At 50.8% G+C, this 17,108-nt stretch carries 12 protein-coding genes; all 12 read right to left on the bottom strand.

The features are described 5' to 3' along the window. Window positions 1-6 precede the first annotated feature (6 nt). Window positions 7-1,092, bottom strand: coding sequence for a glycosyltransferase (locus JYG33_RS11825; protein WP_207872436.1), 1,086 nt, complete (start codon window positions 1,090-1,092; stop codon window positions 7-9). Then, a complete protein-coding gene (locus tag JYG33_RS11830; RefSeq protein WP_243430161.1) occupies window positions 1,089-2,363 on the bottom strand; it encodes a glycosyltransferase family 4 protein in 1,275 nt (424 codons plus the stop codon). Before JYG33_RS11830 ends, JYG33_RS11825 begins: the two co-directional genes overlap by 4 nt. 47 nt (window positions 2,364-2,410) lie before the next feature. Then, entirely contained in the window at window positions 2,411-3,373 is a 963-nt protein-coding gene (locus JYG33_RS11835) for a polysaccharide deacetylase (RefSeq protein ID WP_243430162.1), read from the bottom strand. Between the two features lie 14 nt (window positions 3,374-3,387). Beyond that, entirely contained in the window at window positions 3,388-4,347 is a 960-nt protein-coding gene (locus JYG33_RS11840; RefSeq protein WP_207872439.1) for a polysaccharide deacetylase, read from the bottom strand. Window positions 4,348-4,374: 27 nt separating this feature from the next. Next, complete coding sequence (locus tag JYG33_RS11845; RefSeq protein ID WP_207872440.1) at window positions 4,375-6,459, bottom strand: heparinase II/III family protein; 2,085 nt, start codon at window positions 6,457-6,459, stop codon at window positions 4,375-4,377. Window positions 6,460-6,550: 91 nt separating this feature from the next. Beyond that, window positions 6,551-7,381 (bottom strand): hypothetical protein, encoded by an 831-nt coding sequence (locus JYG33_RS11850; protein ID WP_207872441.1) that lies wholly within the window; start codon window positions 7,379-7,381, stop codon window positions 6,551-6,553. Window positions 7,382-7,405: 24 nt separating this feature from the next. Further along, window positions 7,406-8,950 carry a heparinase II/III family protein gene (locus JYG33_RS11855; RefSeq protein WP_207872442.1) on the bottom strand — a complete coding sequence of 515 codons (1,545 nt, stop codon included), beginning with the start codon at window positions 8,948-8,950 and terminating at the stop codon, window positions 7,406-7,408. Next, complete coding sequence (locus JYG33_RS11860; protein WP_207872443.1) at window positions 8,934-9,683, bottom strand: DUF6270 domain-containing protein; 750 nt, start codon at window positions 9,681-9,683, stop codon at window positions 8,934-8,936. Before JYG33_RS11860 ends, JYG33_RS11855 begins: the two co-directional genes overlap by 17 nt. A 32-nt stretch (window positions 9,684-9,715) precedes the next feature. Further along, the gene (locus JYG33_RS11865; protein WP_207872444.1) at window positions 9,716-11,269 is read right to left on the bottom strand and encodes a heparinase II/III family protein; all 1,554 of its coding nucleotides are present in this window, start codon (window positions 11,267-11,269) and stop codon (window positions 9,716-9,718) included. A gap of 43 nt (window positions 11,270-11,312) precedes the next feature. Beyond that, complete coding sequence (locus JYG33_RS11870) at window positions 11,313-14,678, bottom strand: glycosyltransferase (protein WP_207872445.1); 3,366 nt, start codon at window positions 14,676-14,678, stop codon at window positions 11,313-11,315. Between the two features lie 26 nt (window positions 14,679-14,704). Continuing rightward, window positions 14,705-15,970, bottom strand: coding sequence for a UDP-N-acetyl-D-mannosamine dehydrogenase (gene wecC, locus JYG33_RS11875; protein ID WP_207872446.1), 1,266 nt, complete (start codon window positions 15,968-15,970; stop codon window positions 14,705-14,707). Between the two features lie 14 nt (window positions 15,971-15,984). Beyond that, a complete protein-coding gene (gene wecB, locus JYG33_RS11880; RefSeq protein ID WP_207872447.1) occupies window positions 15,985-17,106 on the bottom strand; it encodes a UDP-N-acetylglucosamine 2-epimerase (non-hydrolyzing) in 1,122 nt (373 codons plus the stop codon). Window positions 17,107-17,108: the final 2 nt, after the last annotated feature.

Consider the following 17,108-nt stretch of genomic DNA (forward strand, 5'->3'; position numbering starts at 1 on the left):
CGCACCCTAGAAGCCGACCACATCAGCCAACTCCTGGAGGCGATGCTCCCAGGTGTGGAACTTGCGCACATAGGCCGCCCCCGCAGCCGCACGCTCGCAGTCCTGAGCGGTGGGGCCTTGACGCAAACGGGCAAACAATTCGCTGGCCTGCTCACGGGAATGCACCACGTGGCAGTACTCACTGAAGTAACGATCCACCGCACGGCCAGGATTCGTCACCGCAATACCCCCGCTGGCCAGAATCTCCAATAGACGGCGCGAACACATGGTGTCCGAGTCCGTAACCGAGTTCACATTCAGGCACATCACATGTTCTTTGTAGATACGACCCGTCTCACGATGCGGCACCTGTCCGTGAACCTGTACATGACTTGAGCGAGGAAAACGAAACTCAATATGCCGGGACAAGCGATCATGATTTCTGTCGTAAGCATTCAGATGCATTTGCGCATCCTCACAGGCCCCAAAAACCATGTCCAGAAAGCGACGACGCTCACTCAGAATGCGGCGGTAATAACTGCCGGTAAAACAACCTTCCTTGCGCGTGAACTCAAAACCCGTGAAGTTATGAAACGCGGGCTGATAAGGCATGCTCAAAGTGTTTACAGGCACATCAGGACTCAATCGGGCGCGATAGCGCGGCAGACAATCACTGTCCGTAGTGAACACATAATCAAAGGCCTTGGCCACATCAATAAAGTGCTCGAAATAGGCCCCATCGTCCTTATTCCAGAACACCGTGGGCACGCCCTGGTCTTTAGCAAACTGCACCAGCTTGTAAATCGTGCGTGGAGTACGCAGGCGAATCAGCCGCGACTGTTTGGCCAGCTCGTAACGCCATACCCCGCCCAGACCATGAAACACCGACTCCACAAAGACCAGATCCGGCTTCCAGGAGGAGATGACCTCTTCGTAGTTACGCGGGTTCAGAATCCGAATGGAGCATTCCGCCGACAGACAGTCTGCCGTGAAGTAATCCGAGACCAAGGCCACTTTCAACTGACCAAATGGCCCTGCAGGCTTGCCGTCTTCACTAACGATGGGATGTTTGTAGACACGCGCGCCCAAAGCCCGGATTGCTCGACCAATCATGAACGAACCCCGGCAGGCAAAGCATGCACCACAAAGTCTGCCCAGCTACGACGTGCAACCGCTTCTTCACGCGCCAACACACCATCCTGGGCCAAGGTTTCCGGGCCAGCCTGAAAAGTCTCATCCAGCACGCGGGCCAAATCCTGCACATCACCCGCTTTAAAAAACCGTACCGAACGGCAAGAACCCACCTCATCCTGAAACACCGGCAAATCCGGCACCAAGACAGGTTTGCCCATCGCCATCGCCTCAACCAGCTTGATGGGAGGCACAATACGGCACACTTCAAAGGGACGACGAGGAATGCAGACCAAGGCGGCCTTGGTTTGCAAAGCACGAGCCTCATCCGGCGAGACACGACCTGCAAACAGCACATGCTTTTCCATACCCAGGCTCTGCACCTGGGCTTGTAACTGTGCACGCGCTTCCCCGTCTCCAATAATAGTCAGGGTGACCGCCTTGCCACGGCCAGCCAGATCAGCCACGGCGTCAATCAAGACATCCAGCCCTTCATAAACAATCAGGGAACCGGCATAAACAATGGTATTGGGCTGTACATCCTGAGCGGCACCGGGAGTAAAACGGGACGGGTCAACGCAATTGGGCATCAGACCCATGCGGGCAGGATCCACGTTCCAATGTTCACGGGCGTATTGGCCCAACTGCTCGGAAATCACGAACAAACGATCTGCCTGACTGGCAACCAGACCTTCCAGCTCCAAACCTTGTTTGAAGCCTTGAGAATCGCGGAACTCCGGCATGCGAGATGCACGGCTCAACTCCCATAAACCACGCATTTCGTATTGGAACGGAATACCAAGCTGACGTGCAGCAATCAAGGCAGGTAAAGCGTTGACGTGATTGGACGCGGCGTGAATAACGGCAACGCGTTGCTTGATGGCTTCCTGAGCAATGGAGGTGGCAGCTTCTATGGCGAACTGCATGACGGGGCGCTTGTTGGACGGATTGCGAGCATGCGCATAACGCACTCCATCCACCAAGGTTTCATCTTTCTCCGCATCCACCAGCCTGTCTTTACGATCCCAAGGATAGCCCGGGCGCGTCAGTACACAAATATCCCCGCCTGCTGCCTGCATGGCGCGGATGATTTCATGGGTGCGGGTCGTGTACCCACTGATGTGATAAGGCAAGGCGCTGGCAGGTACATACAGCAAACGTCCTGGCACGGGCTCGTAAGGTGTCTCGCGACGCTGGCCGCGCCGGGTTTGCCGACGCACCATGAACAAGGTCACTCGGCGGCTCAATGCCATCCAAGGCTCACGCAACAGCCCACGCCATAACTTAAAGAGCATTTTCCCTAGGCCTTTTTCTGGATATTATTTTGCGGTTCTGCTTGCAGCTCTGCCAGCGACAAGTCCACCGTATCAGGCACAACAATCTTGCCTCTGGCCTTCAAATCCAGAAACTCCGCCGTCGTAATCACGTCATAGTCTTTAGTCAGACGCGCCAGCAACTTGCGGTAGCCTTCCATGCGACTATCGTCTCGGTACTCGCCCAAACCGTTCTCGTCCCAAAACAGCAAAGACCAGGAATGCAGCAAGAAAACTGCAAACGAAGGGTTGCCACTAAGCGTATTCAACAACAACTGCCCCCACCAGGGGCGGAAGCGGAAATAGCTGGACTCTGGGTAAGTAAGGCGAGCCCACCACTCTGGCTTGCCTACCTTACCTAGAATCCGTTTCTCGGTCATGGGCACTTCGATCACGCCATTGGACCAAGCAAAAGGATTATTCGTGGGCTTGCTGTAAATGCACTGCTTGTTATGGACAGCGCATACAGAATTGTTGAAGGACAAAGGAATACCCACTGCCTTCAGAGCACGAATCGTGTCTGCGTTCCAGCGAAACGACCCGGCACGATGCGCCAGAACCGGCTTGCCCGTCACCTCGGACATCAAACCCGCAAAATGCTTGAACACAAACTCTGCACGAGCCTGCTCGGTGTACTGGTTCATGTACTGCGGGCGGTTAGACAAACCATGCTCTTTCCAGAAGCTGTCGGGCAAGTATTCAGGGTGAGTATGCAACTGCACATCCTGACCTTGCTCGTCCAGCCAGCGCATGACTTCTTTCAGTTCATCCAGCCGGGAATAAGCCCCGCACAAATCCGTAAAGAACACATGCTTGACGCCGAATTCATCACCGATCTTGCACATCTCGGCGACACCAGCCGTCCCTTTTGGAAATCGCCCCCAGATCAGACGATTAACATGGTCGTCAGAGGCGCGCTTTGGCAGCGCCTCTGTGTCGACCGTAATCATTGCGTAGCGATCCCTCATACCTGTGTTTCTACCTGCTCTAAGTTAACTGTTCGCGAAAGACGGATTTTACCCCGCGCCTGCAGATCTAAAAAATCCGCTGTGGTGATCACGTCGTAGTCCTTAACAACTCGTTGCATGAAAAGGCGGTAGCCCTCCAGCAGACGGTCGTTGGTGTACTGGAAATGACCGTTTTCATCCAGGTCCAGCAAGGACCAGGAATGCATCAACACCACCGAGACCTTGGGCAAGGACCACAATGGGTCCTTCCAGAAAGTCATAGGCCGCGAACCAAATTGAAAATAAGAAGACTCCGGGTACGTCAGGCTGGACCAGCGATCTGGTTTGACCTCGGGCACACCGGGCGTAAAACGCTCTGTTACCGGGACCTCAATCGTTCCGTTCGACCAGGCATAAGGCAAGCAGTCGGGCTGGCCCAAGGGACAACGTTTCAAGAACGCCGCACGCATGGACTGGTTGAAGGACAAGGGAATGCCGACAGCCTGCAAAGCGCGGATTGTGAGTGCATTCCAGCGGAACGAGCCTGCGCGATGGGCCAGGATGGGTTTGCCTGTAACGTCGGAGATCAGCTTGCCGAAGTGTCGGAAGACAAATTCGGCGCGGCTTTGGTCTTTGTATTGGTTCATCAAACCAGGAGTGGCAGGCAAACGATGTTTGGCCCAGAAAGACTTGGGCAAAGTTTCAGGATGGGCATGTAATTGCACATCCTGACCTTGCTGATCCAACCAGCGAACAGCTTCCAGCATCTCGGCTTGCTGTGTAAGCGTGGCGCATAAGTCTACAAAGAAGACATGCTTGGCACCGAACTCGTCACCAATAGAGCTCATTTCGCGGATGCCAGCAGTTCCGGTGGGGTGTTCGCCCCAGACCAGGCGTTGGACATGCTTGTCCGATGCCCTGCGCTGTAGCGCCTCGGTATCCACTGTCAGTAAAGCGAAACGATTTCTTGTCCCCAAATCAACCACCCAGATTACCTGGCCTCATCAGAGCACCTGTACAGCTTTCATAAGTTTTCGAGTGTGATCCGATTTATTCCGTACAAACCCATGCACCTTCAACGTATTTATATCCACGCCATCCGGTACTTGCAGCTCTACTTGAGCGCTAGGGCTGTACCACAGGACCTGGAGTTTCGACTCCCCGGACATGAGATAAAACGCGAATTCCACATCTCCCGGGAAACGATTTTTATTCACATGACATACGGCAGTCACGATTCTACCCTTGCGTACTGCGGTCACTTGTAACGGAGGTGCTTCAGTTGGCAAAAGAGATAACGTATCAGCCAACCCATCCAACCTACCTTCTAAATGGATAGGGTGACCGTCGACCATAAAGACATCTTTCTGCAACTCACACACCGGCAACGATTCTGCACGTGAGAAGACCCACCAGACAGCTAGCTTGCCAGTCGCAAACATAGACGATACAAGAGTCCTCTGCCCCCGAGAGCCTGGTAAGCGCTGAATACTGGACGCTGTCGTTGCCACCTGAGGAGACATAATATGCAACACATCGCCCGTATCATTGTCCACCAATGAGACACCTGTCTTATTCAAGGCCCAATACAGTTCAGGGTGACCATGCCAATGCCAAGTAATCTGAGCAGATAAGTCGACTTCAATCACATCGCAAACGACGACATGCAGGCCAGTCGATGGCATCCAGACTGTTCGATGTAACTGCTTCACACCGCTCTGCCGTTCATAACAAGCGGTCAGATCTAGTGTCAGCGCCATCGTCCCGCTCGCATCTACAGTGACACTAGGTTGAAGCACTGTCACAGCCCGCTTAAAAATCTGACCATAGCCATTGATCACCGGAGTGTTATGAGCTGTCGGCCCCACTGTGAAGTTTCGCTCGGAGGTTTTGGCATACTGCTGATAGCCCGGATCATCAATCCACCAGCGTTTGCGCATGCCCAATACAATGCTGCCACTATCGGCCTGGATATGGCCCATCGGCGACACACTTGTACCCATGACTGCAGCAAACTGATCATCAACGGCACCCGAACGCAACGCAACGGCATGAGGCGTGTACACCCAGCCGCCAGCAACACTCCCTGTCGTCTGATCACTGTCAACCATCTTGCGCCAGATACGTAGAGCATCTGCACGTAGACGTGAAACGTCCAACTGTGCCAATACACTACTCACGCCTTCACAGAATCCCTGCAATTTCGACAAAGCAGACCAAACAAATGGCATCTCGATAGGCTCTACATCTCCTAGAGGGGCCGTCGCCATCACATCACCGGGAACCCCCAGATCAATAGCTTGTCGGCACCAGCCGCCAAAACACTCATGCCCAACAATTCGGTCTCGAACTAACGACGGTTGACCAAGCAGCCAATCCGCTACAAAGTCCAGGACGTACCCATCGTAGGACACGCCTTCTGTCACTCCATTGGCCCTTAAATCCAGAATGGTCGTTACCAGTACATTCACCCTACTATCCAGTAAGCCTGCAGACGGATGTGCCACCGCCCGGGCCGCTAAGGCCAACATGCAGGTACCTATAACAGGAATGTTATGTAAACGCTGAAACACAGACTCGTCCCCCAGCAATTGCTGGACTGAATCGAACTGCCCAAACTCCTTATTTGAGAATCGCAGCACATCATTCACGATACGCCTCAGGGCCTGCTCAAGCGATTCGCGCAAAGGCGTGACTACCCATTGCCACTGTGTCAGCGCCGTCCACAAAATGCGCATTGCATGTGAGCAAGGCAGGTCAATCCGGGCCCCACAACGGAAGGTCGGCCATTGCGTCAACTCGAACAACTCACGCTCGACTACAAGCTTGGCATCCGCATCGCCACTGGCTTCAACATACTCACCCAAAGCAAGCAAACGATCCTCAAGTCGCCAGAGCAGCCAAATATTCCAGGGATAGGTGACCTCAAATCCACGCACTGGAAAATTGGCGTCCAGCAAACCAGTAACAGGCAAAGGTACAGCTATTTTGCTGCGAATACGGTAATAGTCGACAGTCAAAAAACCACAACGCAGCAGACGCCCTGCACGCACAGCGAGTTCTATTGATGCTCGGGTATCAAAAGCCATATATTTGCGTATCAAGTGGGATCATCTGTTCCAGCAAAGTCTGCCATAGCTGATTGGAATCGAGAAAACCAACCCAAGGGGCGATCTACCCTTAAAGCTTAGAAACTTGCGCCCCAGGAACATCCCGATAAGGATCTGCACCACCGGTCAAAAGATCATTAATTAATTGCAGCTCGATGCTCTTGGGTAATGGACTGTGACCTAAATCCGGATCTGAATACTCAACAAAAGTGCCTCGCCCAGGTGACGCAAAAGATAATTTGAAGGGAAGGTAGTGTTGTTCATAATGATGCGTGTCATCCACGTTCTGCATACAAATCACTTTGCATTCAGCGGCATAACCGTTCATGTTCAGTCTATTTGCAATTTTTGGACCAATGGCACTCTCTTCCACTTTAGGAAACATATCCTGAAAAAACTTCTCCCTGTGATTTCGATAATAAGAGAAGATATTCAGCTGCGCATTGCCCACACACACAACAGCAGGCACATCTTTGATGACTCGACCAACCTGCAACGCAGGTATACCACCAGCGGAGGTCCCGTATAGCAGCACTTTCCTGTACTGCTTGTTAACCCGCAAAAACTGATTCAGCATGACGCCAACCGTGGCCGCATAATGAAAACTAGGACCACCTGCAAACCACGCCATCGTGATATCTCGAGAGTAAAACAGCGAGGGATCTGCCACACAAAGAACATCCCCTGGTATATCTGGAGCAAAAGTCTGGCGCATAAAAATTGGCAACGGCTTTTCTCTTCGTGTACTGCCAGGAAAAAAAACCGTCAGCACATCACTTTCGGCTCCCTTCTTACTACTCCAGTAGGGGAAAAGCACTCCTCGATGCAACACATAAAAAAAATCTCCGCCCGATTTCGAGACGCCATCATGTACCGAACTAAATACCTTACCTTGACTCATATTCACTATTCCGACTCAGAAAAATCAGGAGGCCAGTCGCTCGATCAGAAACTCAGTTTCCACATCTGAGCGAAAATCGCTCACTGCCACAAAGACCAGCATCTTGGTTGAAGTCACTACTGTCCTGTCTGCAGTGACATATGGCACATCCCTCACTACCCAGCGCCCATCACTTCCGATCGCACGGACTCGTAACTGGTGTCCCCCATCCCAACCGATACTTACATAGTCTTCATGCAGTCGCAGCTCCAGATCAGGTGATAACACAAACCGATGTTCCAGCTCTTGGTTAAATTCTTCACCTGTGACAGCCTTCAAGCGATCAGTAATACGCAACTGACTATTCTTATCGAACACTAACGCACGACTGGCTATAAAGCCTGGCATCCGTTGATGTTCAGCAGCAATTGAGAAAGCGTCATGGCGGTTCTCGACATTAAGAATTTGCGAGGACCCGTCTGCCGACTGAGTGTCAGTCCAAGGCACACCAGCCAACGAAAAATTAGACTGCAATGTCTCTTTTTTATGCTCGAGTACCGACTCCCAAGGGACAAACTCGGTATAACCAACCTCATCAAAAATGACCCGCCCGTCAATCTCCAGGCAAAAAGCCATTTCATCATTCTGCTTGTGATTATGGGAATGCCATCCACAAGTAAAAAATAGCTGCCATTTCCCCGCTGAAGGCGAGGAGTAGCGAAGAGCAGCAAAGCTGTCACGCACATGCAAGCTCTCATCGGTCTCGACCTGCCAAGGAACCCCATAGAAACCAGAGTCCAGAGCGTCTTCTTTCCCGATGTATTGCATGACCTTTTCGAACTGCGGGCCTAGCATCAGCCGGAATGAGTCCCCAATCGGAAAACATTCTCCCGAAGAATTTACGAAGAAACGAGCCAATGTTTCGGTCGCTTCTGCAATCCGAACCACAAAGGATTCAAAGGCACGCGACCCTACTCTTGAGCGCTTCAGCAACAACACACACTCAACAGCAAGTGCAGCGTTAAACACCTGATAAGAAGCCGAGTGCTCCTTGGTGTAGCCGCTATCAGTAAACATAGCTTGCAGTGTCTTCATTGCCCGTTTGACTACCATACCCACGTCAACACGCGCGGCTAAGCTTGGAAAGGCCAAACCACACTTCAGCAAAGCCATATCCAGCATCAATCCGTGGTTATGCCCAGAGCGATACACTGCCGGCCGACTCATATTAAGAATCTCTGCTTTAACGAGGGCCTCACATAGAGCAAGTCCTTGCGTATTGCCGGCTTTCTTAAAGCCATCCGCAAGCAATAACAATTCGGATGCCCGAATGGCCATCGTATGGTCACCCCGCAAATCGGAGTAATAAGGATTTTTTTTGCGCTTAGCGATATGAAAATCGTAAAAATCCTTCAGTACAGCAACGCGGAACTCTTCATCCCGATGATTTTTCAACCATCGCAAGCTGACAAAATTATGACGCCAGTTTCGATTACTAAAAGGATCTACATCCCATTTGATTGGAAAAGAAACCCTATGATTTCCAAATTTGCTGTAATTCAGCAGAAAGGGCTTAGCGCCTACTGACATCCGAGAACTCCAGAATCGTGTTAAGAGCATTCTCATAGTAGGCATCAACATAATGGAAAGGTGCTGGCCCCCATTGATGATTCAAGCTACTAACCAAATTCTGCGGATCTGCTCGCATTACCTGGAAACTCTCCAGATCAGCAGCCGCTCGCGAATAAAGCTTCTCCAGATACAGATTGGCAGCAACAGTTTGCTCCGGTGTAAACCCCCAAGCCGGAACACTTCCGTCAGAAGCGGCCTGTGCCCACCTAACCTCATTCAACAGGACACATTGTTTTTTGCCTAAGCTGTCGAGCAAATCAATGAACGATGTCCAGCCGCGCTCCCAGAGCTCATAGTGCTCATCACTACCTGTTTGAATACCACGAGCACGAGCCACCTTTCGGTCAAAACCCGAGTTTCGCAACTCATTCGAGAGTGTGCATAATGCACCACTGGAAAAACTGCCCAAGTGGAATCGTTCATCAATAAAATCTACCAACAAGACATCAAACTCCGTCTTGCGCACGATGTCAGGCCACTTTTTGTTCAAATCGGCACTGACCATACGCGCTTGAAAGCTGGAAGAAATATTGCCGGACCAAGTATCTTTAACTTTCACCGGACAAAATGCACTCGCAAAGGAAGAGCGGCCATAATATGAAGCCAATTTACATTCTTCAGTTTCCATCAATCGAAAAATATCTCGACTGACGCAACTCCCCAGGATCAATACCTTAATGCTCTGATTCATCTTTTTTATCACTAGTAAAATCAGGTTCCGCCTTATTTGAACCGAAACTCAAATTGCATTTCATCACCCGAAAATGGCCCAAAGACCACTGCTCTGGAGTCGTCAATCTTATTCACAGCAGTACTGATTACGCTGGGAAACTTTTGTTTAAAACCCAGGTAAAACGCAACAGGAAGTTTGGAGTCTGATGGAAAAACAAACATTGTTTTCCGTTTGCCGGTAATACTCACCCCCCCATCACATAACTCCAGGGTCTTATCCTTGGGCACATGAAAAATCCAATATCGAGGCATACCCTCATAACCGGAAAATTCATCCTGAATAGAAAAACAATCCTGATCTTTAATTAATAGCCTGCGTGTCACCAATCCCGATTGGTACATCCTCGTCTCGGCCTTGACTGCATACGGGAATCCAGCAACTTCTATTTGCTTCAATGACGCAAATTCCCGACCTACACTTGCCCGATCGATTTTTGCACCAAGAACAAACGGTACATTATGGGCTCGCGCAGAGCGCATATAGACTCTTACAGGATCAAGCCGATTGTGGTTGTAGAGCCCGGAGTCGATCAACCAATCTTCACCATAAGCATGAACCAAGACATTCAAATCATCATCCTGTCGATGGTAAGGGCTGAGAAACCCACTCTTCATGACAATGTGCGTATGACCAGGCCATGACTGCCACGAGGACCGGTATGCTGCGTAACCAGACTCCTCGTATACAGCAAAACGACCTGTCGGCTCGACCCCTGCTCGGCCACCGGTTGAAACCCACTCCACCATTGGGGCACTGGGCAAATCAGCCAACTCAGGATGAACGCTCGGTCTATAACTCGCACTATCGCCCATGTAAGCCAGAAAGCGATCGGGTCGAGTAACCCAAATCAAAAACCTGAGAGCCTTATCAAAGTGCTCATCAAAATCAGCGCTGAAGTGGCCAGATGCTTGTAGCAAGCGCCGTGCCCGCAACATATTGGCGATCATGCCAAAGTGATAAGAAGGGCTGTTCTCTACATGAACACCCTCATCAGTGAAAGCAAAATGAATTTCATCACCAAGACGAGCTAACCCGAGCTCACGCCATGCCCCTGCCGCCTCTGCGTTGGGAAAGGCCATGGAAGCTAAAATGAGCGACAAAGCCTGATCAAATCCGTGATTCGTATGTTTTGAATAAAAATCATCACGCATCAACAAATCTGCATGCCGTACAGCCAACTCAAGAAAGTCGCACTGAGGAAACTGCAGCTTAATTCTCGATAAGCGATCAAGACGCAAGGCTGTTGCATGATCATGCCAAGGAAAATCATGTTCGATAGCCTCATGCTCAAACCTGATCTTCCACGCCCCAATCAACTGGTTGAGCATACCCAAGCGGCCCGTCGCGATCAGCGGATCCAATGGAAGAAACGCATGCAAGGTCCAGCGCCAGGAACGGTCCTGCTGCGGGCCGCTGGACCACAAATCCGCACCACAATATATCGATCCAAAATTTTTTGTGTCGATAAAGTTCTCGTCAACGAGCCTCTCTGCCAACAACTCATCATTATCCGTTTTGGCGGGGAAAAGACTGCTGTGTGTCATCTTAAAACCGTTGCCCTGATTTGAGTTTTTGCGCGCACGCGCATTAATGATCAGCGATCAGGCTGATCTCCCGCTTGATCACCAAGCCAGCATCACTTTGCGCTCTGACGCGCTCCGCCGCCTTTGCTGAATAACGCAGAAAAGCATCAGCGTCCGAATAGAGAGCTGCTATGCCGTCTGCCAATTGCTCGGCATCCTCTGCTGATGCCAAAACACCGCAAGAATCATCGACGAACTCTGGAATAGCTGATACACGATTCGTAACTGGCACAAGCCCCGAAGCCATGGCCTCATCCCGCGACACCCCTTGCGAATCGCAACGGGTCGGCACAAGAAAAACCCCATTTTTCTTGTGCAATTGTGCAATTTCAGCCTGCGTCACAAACTTCCGATCAATACGGACATTAGAGAACTTGCGTAGCGGTGCCACCGTCTCCTCAAACAACTCACCATCACCCACAAAGTGAAACTGAATATCTTGAAAAAAAGGTTTTTCACTCAAGTACTGGACCGCCTTGACACTAAGATCATTGGCATAGGCACGTGCAGAATACGGACGAATCGATAACACTCGCTTGCGCTGCTCGGCATCCTTCACTTGATAGGAAAACAATGAGGTATCGATGGCGTTGTGGATAACGCTGTACTTATTCTTGGGCAAATTTATTCCAAGATCCGAGAATACTTCCTCTGCAAAATACTTAGACACAAACACCATATGCAGGTTGGGATGAGGCGCCTTGAGCACCTCACGCCAAAATACATTGCGTTGCTCGCCCAGCTTTTTCCTTCGCGCAACCTCTACTTCTGGGAGTCCTTCAAATTCGAACTGTCTACGCTGCCAAGCCTGAATCTCCGACCCATGCGCCCAAACGGTTACACGCACAGTATCCAGATACTTCTGCAACACCCGCCACATATTGCTGTCAAGAATGTGCACCAACACATGACGAATCTGCCCAGTAGCCAAAGTAGCATCGAGCAAATCAGCATCTCCACTCGCTACATCGATACCTTCAAATTCTCGGTAGCCTGCCGGATCTTTACTGATCCGGAAAATATCAACGATTTGCCCTTCGTTCTTATAAGCACGAATTCGACTATGCACGAAACCGTATTTATACAAATCATCATAGGCTGGATATTGTTTGGTCAAAACGAGACTTGAGGACCGACAAATAATGGCGGCTGGCCGCTCGGCATTGCTACCTAACACCAGGCGCTCAACCAACACATCACCGCTCCCCTCAATACGCAACCCGAAACGAATTTTGGTGCAATGAGCCGGAATGGCAAGCGCATGTTTGTCCCCCCCATGATTCATCTGATGAGAGATTTTTTTGCCAGCTTCATCCTGAAACTCGAATACAGTCTTGATAGCCAAAGAGCCTTCGCAGCAGAACTCAAACTGGCTGTTCAACAGCAAATTCATTTCTTCTCGTTTCTTGACCGTCTTGGCATACAAATACACAAACTGGCCCGGCTTCAAGGTCGAAACGATACGCAAGCGATCTTCACGCATACCAAGGCTTACTCCCTCACGAGCTGATAGCAGGCCGCGCAGCTCTGCCGCACTAATCTGCGGGAGATTGCTACTATCGCCACTCGCTATATGAGTAGCTGCGGGCAGCCGTGCTGATGTAACAGCAAGGTTCTCAGCAAATGACACACCCTGATCGGCCAAGGGCAAATCATCGACCTGCTTATGCAGAGCAATCGATAAAGCAGCCCCACTCTCTATGTAATTAAACTCATCGATCGCCAAAGTGCCCTTCAAATCGAACCGGAATTTCCCAGGCGCAGCCAGCATGGCTGTCAACCACCCCTCAGACAACACCGACAGCCTAGCAATCCCACTACGTGCAGCGACTGAAGCGACATATCGATATTGGCCATCAGGAATCTCCAGTGTGAGAGCTCCATCTTTGGCCGTATAACGAGTGTGTTTACCGAATGCGGGGGCATTGCAATAAGTACTAGCCAAAGCCAAGTCTGTCAGGTAATGCTTGCCATAATAATCACCAAGAATCCATTCACCCACCAGCGTCTCAGCGCCCAAGGTTTCCAAATACTTAAGCAAAGAACTAGCATCCGCATGTACTGTAATACCCGATGTACTGGTATCAACATCCGGCACACTGCTGACGATATGAAGTTGCTTGTACGGATATGCCTGCCGTTGAAAGCTTTCGACCAAACTCAACACATCTGCCCGCGTTGATGCACCAGCAACCAACACTACTGGCGGTAACGTCGGCTTATAAACCGTATTCGTCAGCTTGGCGCGTATATAAGCCAAGCGATGCGAATAGGTATGCTCCCCCATTACCTTACGCAAGCCCAACAAACGAGTCTTACGGTAAGTAACATCATCTTGGACGACGTCCTGCAGCCAACGCGTCAATGTTTCAGGTTGATCTGATGAAGCAACCAGATCGCCAAACAGCAATCGGACTCCGCGCGAAAAATTCGATACCACAACAGTATTCGAGGCCAGCAACTCAAACACTCTTCGCGCAAACATCGTCTGTGATTGCTTGATGGTGTTCATATTGATGCCGTAGCGATAACCTTTATAAGCTTTATCAATTTCGGCGAACGGTAGTTTGCCCAGAATCATGGGCTTGTACTCATCGGGGAAGGTGTAATGTGGATGTGGGTTATCCGCATTACGATCATAGATCTCAACTGGACGCAGATCTTTGACTGCATCAATCAGTGCAGCAAAGTCTCGTTGACGCTCTGGATAACGAAGATAGTAAGAGCCCGCAAAATTGAAAGCGTCCTTACGATCAAAAATCTCGATTGGATTATGCGTTTTAGGCTGTGCCGCGAAAGGCAAAAAGTAGACCTGGTCGTGGCCTACATGAGCCTTGTACTTGGGCACACAATCAATGTCAGTCGTAAACACATAATCCACTTGCTTGGCCAAAGGGATAAATGTGCCAAAGTGCACTGGATCCTCTTTATTCCAAAACAAGGTAGGTACGCCATTACGCTTGCACCAATCGATACAAGCATTGATTTCCGGCCCATTTGTACTGATTTTCAGTTTCCAGAGCTGTTCAAATCCCTGCCAGGCTGACTCAATAAAAAGTATATGTGGCTTGAACCTTTCTAGCTGCTCAATGCAATGCTCAGGATGCAACTGCAACAGCTCACATTCCGGGTCGTAGGAGTGAAAAGTAAATTCATCCATCACCCCCGCCACACGCAGTTGCTTAGCAGGCAAATGGGCTAACTCACCATAGCTTGCAGACACGCCTAGGCGTGACTGACATAAAGCTAAGTTCGCAGCAAAAAACTGGTGCCCCAACTGCTCTCCCAGCTCTTTGTACAGAGCCATCGCCTGAGCATAATCCCCATCGCGAAATGCCCGCGCAGCACTACTTACTTTCGATTGCAACATATCAGCCTTTTCTGCTTCTCTCGCGCTTATTCCGCAAACAAACCCACAACATCAATGCACTGAGCATGCTTACGAATCTCAGCAACTTGCTCGATGAATGAACGATGTTTAACAAGAACGCAGACGACATCAGCATCAGCCAACGCGCTACCTAAAGCAGACAGCTCAATACCTGTGCCTTGCAGCTTGGCAGGCAAGTCGTCGATGTTGGGTTCTACGGCATGTACTTTGCAGCCCAGGCTGGCAATTTTCTTGGCAACGCCAACAGCGGGGCTTTCACGCAAGTCATCGATATCAGGTTTGAATGCCAGGCCTAGGCATGCCACTTTGATATCCGCCATGCGGGCGTCAGGACGCAACGACAACACCCCTGCGATCGCTGCTTTAACTTTTTCTACCACCCACTCCGGTTTGTAGTCGTTGATCTCACGAGCCAAACGAACAATGCGCGCTTCCTCAGGAGTCTTGTCTACGATGAACCATGGGTCCACAGCGATGCAGTGACCACCCACCCCGGCACCGGGCTGCAAAATATTAACGCGTGGGTGACGGTTAGCCAGGCTGATCAGTTCCCACACATTAATATTCAAGCGATCGCAAATCAGGGACAGCTCGTTGGCAAACGCGATGTTGACGTCGCGGAAGCTGTTTTCTGTCAGTTTGCACATCTCGGCGGTACGTGCATTCGTCGGGACCAAGGCGCCTTCCACAAAAATCCGGTACAGCGCGGTAGCCATTTCAGTAGCCTTCTGAGTCATGCCACCGATCACGCGGTCATTGCTAACCAGTTCATGCACGACACGACCTGGCAAAACGCGCTCTGGGCAGTAGGCCACCTGAATATCAGCCTCCTCACCTGCCTGCTGCGGAAAGCTCAGGTCTGGACGTGCCTCAGCCAACCATTGAGCCAATTGCTCTGTAGTGCCTACCGGAGAAGTCGATTCCAGAATGACCAGATTGCCTTTTTTCAGCACAGGTGCAATCGCTTTTGCAGCGTCGGCGATATAGCTCAGATCTGGTTTATTACCTTCCAGGAAAGGAGTGGGTACGGCGATCAGAAATGCATCTGCTGGCTCAGGCGTCAACGTAGCGCGCAGGTAACCGCCATGCACGGCAGCCTGCACCAACATGTCCAGTTCAGGTTCAACGATATGAATCCGGCCTTGATTGATCGTGTCGACCGCGTAAGCGTTCACATCAACGCCAATCACCGTCTTACGGCGAGAGGCAAATAATGTTGCGGTAGGCAGGCCGATATAGCCCAAGCCGATCATGGATAGAGTTTCAAACATGCTGGTCTTCCGAATCAATAGTTCAAAGTTTTTAAAATTTCACCAATGCGGGTAGCGGCCTTGCCGTCACCATAAGGGTTGTGCGCCCGTGCCATACGCTCATATTCAGCGGCGTCATCCAGCAACTGCGTGGCAGCGCTGACAATGGCTTGTGTTTCTGTTCCCACCAGACGCACAGTTCCTGCATCCACGGCTTCAGGGCGCTCGGTCGTGTCTCGCATCACCAATACCGGTTTGCCCAAAGAAGGCGCTTCTTCCTGAATGCCCCCGGAGTCGGTAACCAAAAGGTCACAACGATCCATCAGGTAAACAAAGGGCAAATAATCCAGTGGTTCGATCAAATGAACGTCGGAAACGTCGGATAAGATACGACGTACTGGTTCCTGAACATTTGGATTCAAGTGCACTGGATACACCACCTGCACATCACCACGCGAGGCGATCTGGCGCAAAGCCAGGCAGATATTTTCAAAGCCAGAACCAAAGTTCTCGCGACGATGCCCCGTCACCAGAACCAAGCGTTTGGCTGGATTGATAAAAGAGAACTGAGCCTCAAAACGGCTACGCAGTTCCGAGTCCTGACGTACGCGTGCGGCTACATCCAGCAGCGCATCAATTACGGTATTACCCGTGATGTGTACCGTCTTGGGATCCACTCCTTCACGCAACAAATGCGATTGTGATTGCTCGGTTGGAGCAAAGTGCACATCAGCCAGTACGCCTGCTTGGCGACGGTTCATTTCTTCTGGCCAAGGCGAGTACTTATTGTGAGTACGCAGGCCAGCCTCTACGTGACCAACCTTGATCTTGGCGTAGTAGGCCGACAAAGCTGCGGCCATGGTGGTGGTGGTATCGCCGTGCACCAGAATCATGTCAGGTTGCCATTGCTTGTACACATCTCGCATACCCAACAGCACGTTACTGGTAATGTCGTACAGATCTTGACCTGGCTTCATCAGGTTCAAGTCAAAATCAGGTTTGATGGAAAAAATATCCAGAACCTGATCCAGCATCTGGCGGTGCTGACCTGTTACACAAACACGCGCATCAAACGCAGAGTCGGCAGCCAGTGCCTTAACCACCGGAGCCATTTTGATGGCCTCCGGTCGAGTGCCAAATACAGTTAAGATTTTCATAA

The sequence above is a fragment of the Alcaligenes sp. SORT26 genome, assembly GCF_017377875.1.
Classification (GTDB): Bacteria; Pseudomonadota; Gammaproteobacteria; order Burkholderiales; family Burkholderiaceae_B; genus Alcaligenes; species Alcaligenes parafaecalis.